Annotated in this window: 4 protein-coding genes; 3 read left to right on the forward strand and 1 reads right to left on the reverse strand. The window is 72.8% G+C overall.

The window, feature by feature from the left end:
- Positions 1 to 656 (forward strand): hypothetical protein (locus tag D1350_RS24220; RefSeq protein ID WP_206074658.1); only part of this gene is annotated, 656 nt, incomplete at its 5' end.
- 174 nt (positions 657 to 830) lie between these two features.
- Positions 831 to 2,504, forward strand: coding sequence for a sigma factor-like helix-turn-helix DNA-binding protein (locus tag D1350_RS23345; protein ID WP_125778456.1), 1,674 nt, complete (start codon positions 831 to 833; stop codon positions 2,502 to 2,504).
- Here D1350_RS23345 and rlmC read toward each other — a convergent pair.
- Positions 2,501 to 3,745, reverse strand: coding sequence for a 23S rRNA (uracil(747)-C(5))-methyltransferase RlmC (rlmC, locus tag D1350_RS23350; RefSeq protein WP_125778457.1), 1,245 nt, complete (start codon positions 3,743 to 3,745; stop codon positions 2,501 to 2,503). The genes D1350_RS23345 and rlmC overlap by 4 nt on opposite strands.
- A gap of 107 nt (positions 3,746 to 3,852) precedes the next feature.
- Between rlmC and D1350_RS23355 the strand changes: the two genes are divergently transcribed.
- The gene (locus D1350_RS23355; protein ID WP_125778458.1) at positions 3,853 to 5,340 is read left to right on the forward strand and encodes a M28 family metallopeptidase; all 1,488 of its coding nucleotides are present in this window, start codon (positions 3,853 to 3,855) and stop codon (positions 5,338 to 5,340) included.
- Positions 5,341 to 5,594: the final 254 nt, after the last annotated feature.

Raw genomic sequence — 5,594 nt, forward strand, 5'->3', positions numbered from 1 at the left:
CCGCCGCCTTCGTCCTGACCCAACCCACCGAACCCCCCCCCGCACAGGCCGACACCTCCCAGCAGCCGGCCACCACCCCCGCACCACCCCACGCAGCACCCGCACCCCCCGCACCCCCGGCACCAGAACCAGCCACCCCCACCGACGAACCCGCACCGGCTGCCCCGGCACTCGCGCCGGTCGCCCCGCCCGCACCCGCGCCGGCACCCGCGCCCGCCCCGGCACCGCAGGCGGCACCGCCCGCACCCGCACCCGCGCCGGCACCCGCGCCCGCACCCGCACCGACCCCTCCTCCCCCGCCCCCCAGCCCGGCGCCGAGCACACCTCCGCCGGCGGAGACCAGAGTCGTCACTGCGACAGCGCCCAACAGCTCGGCCGGCGGCGCCTGGTTCGTGGTCGAAGCCACCCAGGGCGCCAAGATCATCACGGTCGGATCGTCCGAGACGGGCCAGGCGTTCCAGATGGGCGGCACCTGGTACGTGATCCCCGTCGCTGCCGACCGCAACGCGAAGGTCTCGGTCCCGGTCACCCTCGAGGGACCACCCACCGCGCACGCCAAGCTCAAGAAGTCCGGCGTCGGCGGCGGTCCGGTGGACAGCGGGGGCGGCGCCGTCCGCGGGATCCCGACGCCTCGGGGCCAGGTCATCGGGCTCTGAGCCCTTCTCGCACGGCCCTTTCCTGGGCGTGTGCATATCTCACCTGGGCGCGTGCCCAGGGTTCACAGACGTGATGGACAGGACGCTTCCATGCCTTCGCACCGGGTGCGAGCATGTCCAGGCGCCGCATCAGGCGGAGCACGGGCCGTCGGCCGCGTGCAGGAGGAGGACAGGGTGGCCGCACTCAGCACTGACCTGAGCGAATGGGCTGCACACCGGCGAGCAGTGGTGTTCACGGTGTCCCGCAGGGTCCCGGGCGTCGACCCGGAGCTGGCCGCGAGCCGCGGCCTGGAGGCGCTGTGCCGCGAGATCGTCGCGCACGGGGCCGTGGACGAACCGGTCGCGTTCTGGAGCCGGGCAGCGGTGGACGCCGCGCTGGCCATGGTGAAGGAGGCGGCGGCCGCGCCGCGGTTCAGCCTCCCGGCCGTGCTGGGCACGCTCCCTGCGGGGCCCGCTCGGACCCTGACCGCACCGGTTGCGCGGGCGCTGGACTTCGAGCGGCTGCAGACGGCCATGGAGAAGCTGCCCACCCAGGAGCAGGAGCTGCTCTGGGACCGGCATGTGCAGGGCACCCCGGTGGAGCGCATCGCGAGCCGGGTCGGTGTGCTCCCGTATGCGGCGCGCCGCCGTCTGCGGCGTGCGGAGAACCGCCTCGCCGCGGGCTTCGCCGAGGCGCACGCCCTCAGCGCGGAGGACCAGCTCTGCCGCAGCACACGGGCCGCGATGCACGACTACATCCGCCACCGGCTCCTGCCGCGCCGCCAGCGGCGGTTCGAGGACCACATGACGAGCTGCTCCGGCTGCACGCGGGCGTTCGTCGACGTGCGGGAGTCGTACTGGATGCTCCGGGCCGCGGCACCGGTCCTCCTCCTGGGCACGGCCGCGGCGTCCCAGGCCGGGTCTCTCGTCGCGGGCGCCGCCGCGGGAGCCACGGGAGCGGCCGCCGTGGGCGTCGTCGCGGGGAAGGCGTCCGGCGCCGGCCTGGGTGGCCTCGTCGCCGACGTCGGCCACAAGGTGGTGGTCGCCGTGCGGTCGGTGATCACCGACCCGGTGGGCATCACGGCCGCCCTCGTGGGCGGGGTCGTGGTGACCTCGGCAGGCGTCACGGGGCTCGCCTACCAGGCGGACGCGCTGACGCTGCCGTTCGTCGATCCGCCCACCGCCGTCCAGCCTGCACCGGACCGTACGGAGGCGGCCGCGACCCCGTCCGAGGACCCCGCCGCGCAGGTGGGCGGGCCGGTCGCCGACCCGGCCGTCACCCCGGCGCCGCCCGGGGAGGCCCTGCCCGCGCCGCTCCCGCTCCCGTCCGTCGCCGCGTCGCTCGGCGTGGAGCTGGGCACGGAGCTCGTCGACGTGGAGGCGGGCGTCGGCGTCGGGCTCGACGACGGCACGCTCGAGGCGAACGTGACGGTCCGCGCGAGCGGGAGCCTCCTCGCGCTCGCGTACAAGATCGTGCCGCTCGACGACGCGGTGGTGAAGGCCGTCAAGGTGAACGAGGACCTCGCGGTGATCACGAAGGTCGGCGGGTTCTACTACGTGATCCCTCTCAAGGGTGTCGTCGCGCCGGGCAGCGTGGAGGCAACCGTCACGCTGGTCGGGCCCGGCGGGGCAGGTGTCGACCTGTCGGCCGTGTCCCCGCGCGAGGCGGAGCAGCTCGGGCTCGCGGACCTCATCACGGCGCTGCTCGGGTCACCCGACGGCAAGGGTGGCCTGCTCGGCGGGGTCGGTGGCGTGCTCGACGGCACCGAGAAGACCGTGGACGGCGTCGTCGGTGGGGTCACGGACACGGTGACCGGCACCACCGACACGGTCGGCGAGCTGACGGACGCGCTGACCGGGAAGAACTAGGAGGTCGCGCGGTGCTCCTCGGGCGCGCCCCGCTCGAGGAGGACCAGCACCTCGTAGTGCGACGTCTGCGGGAACATGTCGAGGAGCCGCGCCCGGCGCGGCACGAAGGACGGCATCTCGGTCAGGTCCTTCGCGAGCGTGGTGGCGTTGCAGCTCGAGTACAGGACGTGGCGCACGCCGGTTGCCCGCTCGAGCCGGCGCGCGAGGTCCGCGCCGATCCCTCGCCGCGGCGGGTTGACGATGACCATGTCGGGGTCCGGCCCCTCCAGGGCAGGGGCGCCGACGGCCGTCGCGTCCCCGGCCACGAAGCGGACTCCGCCGAACCGCGCCGCGCCCTCCGGTCCGGACGCGACGAGAGCGTCGCGCGACTCCTGCGCGGCGGCGATGGCTTCTGCGCTGATCTCCACCCCCGTCACGGACCGCCCGGGGGCCGCACAGTGCAGCGCGAACCCGCCGACCCCGCAGTAGAGGTCCCACAGCGAGGCGGGCCGCACGGCGTCCACCCACTCGCGTGCCTGCCGGTACAGCGCGGCGGCCACCTCGGTGTTGGTCTGGAAGAAGCTCTGCGGGCGCAGGTTCAGCGTGATGCCGTCGATCCGCATGGGCAGCGCCGTGCGCTCCGTGAGCGGGATCTCCAGGTCGCCCTCGAGCACCGCGGCGTGCGCCGGCTGGATGTTGGCCGTCGCGACGACCAGCCGAGGCAGCGCTTCGAGCAACCAGGGCAGGTGCTTCCGCAGCCGAGCGATCGGCTCCTGCGACCGCAGCACGAACCGCACCATCAGGTCGCCGTCGGGGGACAGCGTGACCAGCAGGTACTTCAGCTCGCCCCGGTAGGGCGCGCCCTTCTTGGCCCGGCGCCCCTGGGCGGGCTCGGACGAGGGCGCGGGCAGCGACACCGCGTAGGGCTCCAACCGGGCCCGCGTGACGAACTCGGCGAGAACCGGGAGGGCCGCCTGGAGCTCGGCCGGGTAGAGGCCGCAGTCCGTCAGGTCGACCCCGTGCCCCTCCCGGTCGAGGATGCCCAGGACGGGTGCGTCGACGGTGCCGCTCACCACCATCTTCGCCTTGTTGCGGAAGGCGGACTCGGCGCGCGTGACAGGCGGGAGCCAGGACAGGGTGTCGGCGTAGGGGGCGAGGAGCGCGGCGACGTGCCCCTCCTTGTCGAGCACCTGGGTGGGGTACGGGACCGCCAGGAGGGTGCAGGAGTGGCAGCGGCCGGCGTCGAAGTGATGGCACTGCACCTAGCCATTGTCTCCCGGGACCCCGGCCCATAGAGTCACGGTCAACCGCGCCCCGGCCTGCGCAACGAAGCGCACGCCGGGGCGACCCACGGAATCCAGGAGGATGCGTGAGAACCACTCGTCTGATCCCCGCCCTTGCCGCTGCCGGCTTCGTACTGACCACCGGCACCCTCGCACCGGCCGTCGCTGCACCGTCACCCGGCCTGTCTCCCGCTCTGTCGCCTGTCGCCGCCGGATGGCGACCGGACGTGCCGCTCGAAGACCTGGTCACCACCGAGGGGGTGTGGCGGCACCTCGAGGCGTTCCAGTCGGCCGCGGACGCCCACGACGGCAACCGAGCCATGGGGACGCCCGGCTACGAGGCCAGCGCCGAGTACATCGAGGCCACGTTGACCGCCGCCGGCTACACGCCTCAGCGGCAGTACTTCGACGTGGAGAAGTTCGTCGTCCTCGATCTCGCGGTCGAGGTGCCGAACGTGGCCCTGGCTCCCGTGCCGATGACGTACTCGCCGAGCACCCCGGACGACGGCGTCGTCGCCGGGCTCATCCAGCCCGCGATCGTCGACGGCTGCCCGGCAGATGCCGAGACCGGCCACGCCGACTCCTGGGCCGGCGTGGACGCCACGGGGAAGATCGCGCTCGTGAGGCGCGGCGCGTGCTCCTTCGCGCTCAAGTCCCGCGCAGCGGCCGCAGCCGGCGCCGAGGCCGTCATCGTCTACAACAACACGGCCGGATCGCTCAACGGCACGCTCGGCGGCCCGGGCACCGACTTCGCCCCCGCGGTGGGCGTGACGCAGGCCGAGGGCCAGTCCATCCTTGCCGCCCTCGCCGCCGACCCGACGCTGACCGTCAGCTTCGATCTCCAGACGGTCCTGGAGCACCACCGGACGTTCAACGTCATCGCCGAGACCAGGACCGGCCACATGGACAACGTGGTCATGCTCGGCGCCCACCTGGACAGCGTCGAGGAAGGACCGGGGATCAACGACAACGGGACCGGATCCGCAGGGATCCTCGAGGTCGCCGTCCAGCTCGCCAAGGTGCACCCTGTCGAGAACCGGGTGCGGTTCGCCTGGTGGGGTGCCGAGGAGCTGAACCTCCTCGGCTCCACGCACTATGTGAACAACCTGAGCGACGCCAAGAAGGACCAGATCGCGCTCTACATGAACTTCGACATGATCGGCTCGCCCAACTACACCATCGGCGTGTACGACGCGGACCAGTCGACGTTCACCGCCCCCGTCACCGTGCCCCCGGGCTCGGCGGCGGTGGAGGACGTCTTCACCGACTACTTCGACTCGGTGGACCAGCCCTGGGTCGACTCGCCGTTCTCCGGCCGGTCCGACTACCAGGCGTTCATCAACAACGGCATCCCGGCGTCCGGCCTGTTCACCGGCGCCGACGGGATCAAGACCGACGCCGAGGTGGCGCTCTTCGGCGGCACCGCGGGCATCCCGCTGGACCCCGCGTACCACTCGCCGGGCGACACCATCGACAACGTGGACGCGACAGCCTTGACGATCATGTCGAAGGCGATCGCCCACGCGACCGAGGAGCTCGCCTTCGACACGTCTGCGGTCAACGACGGGAGCTGACCCCTCGCCGTAGGCCATCGAGACAACACCTTCGTCCGTGGTGCCCACCCCGATCCGGGTGGGCACCACGGACGAAGACTCTTTCTCGGCGAGCCCGCGGAGGGGTCAGCCGATGACGCAGCCCGTACAGGTGGTGAAGGCCGTCAGCTCTTGCGAGTTGACCCAGCGGCCGATGTTGCCGCCCATCTGGAGTCCGCCGTCGGCGTCGAACTGGAAGTGGACGCCGAGGTAGACGCGTGAGCGGGCGTTCTCGG

It is taken from the genome of Antribacter gilvus, assembly GCF_003946865.1.
GTDB classification, from domain to species: domain Bacteria; phylum Actinomycetota; class Actinomycetes; order Actinomycetales; family Cellulomonadaceae; genus Antribacter; species Antribacter gilvus.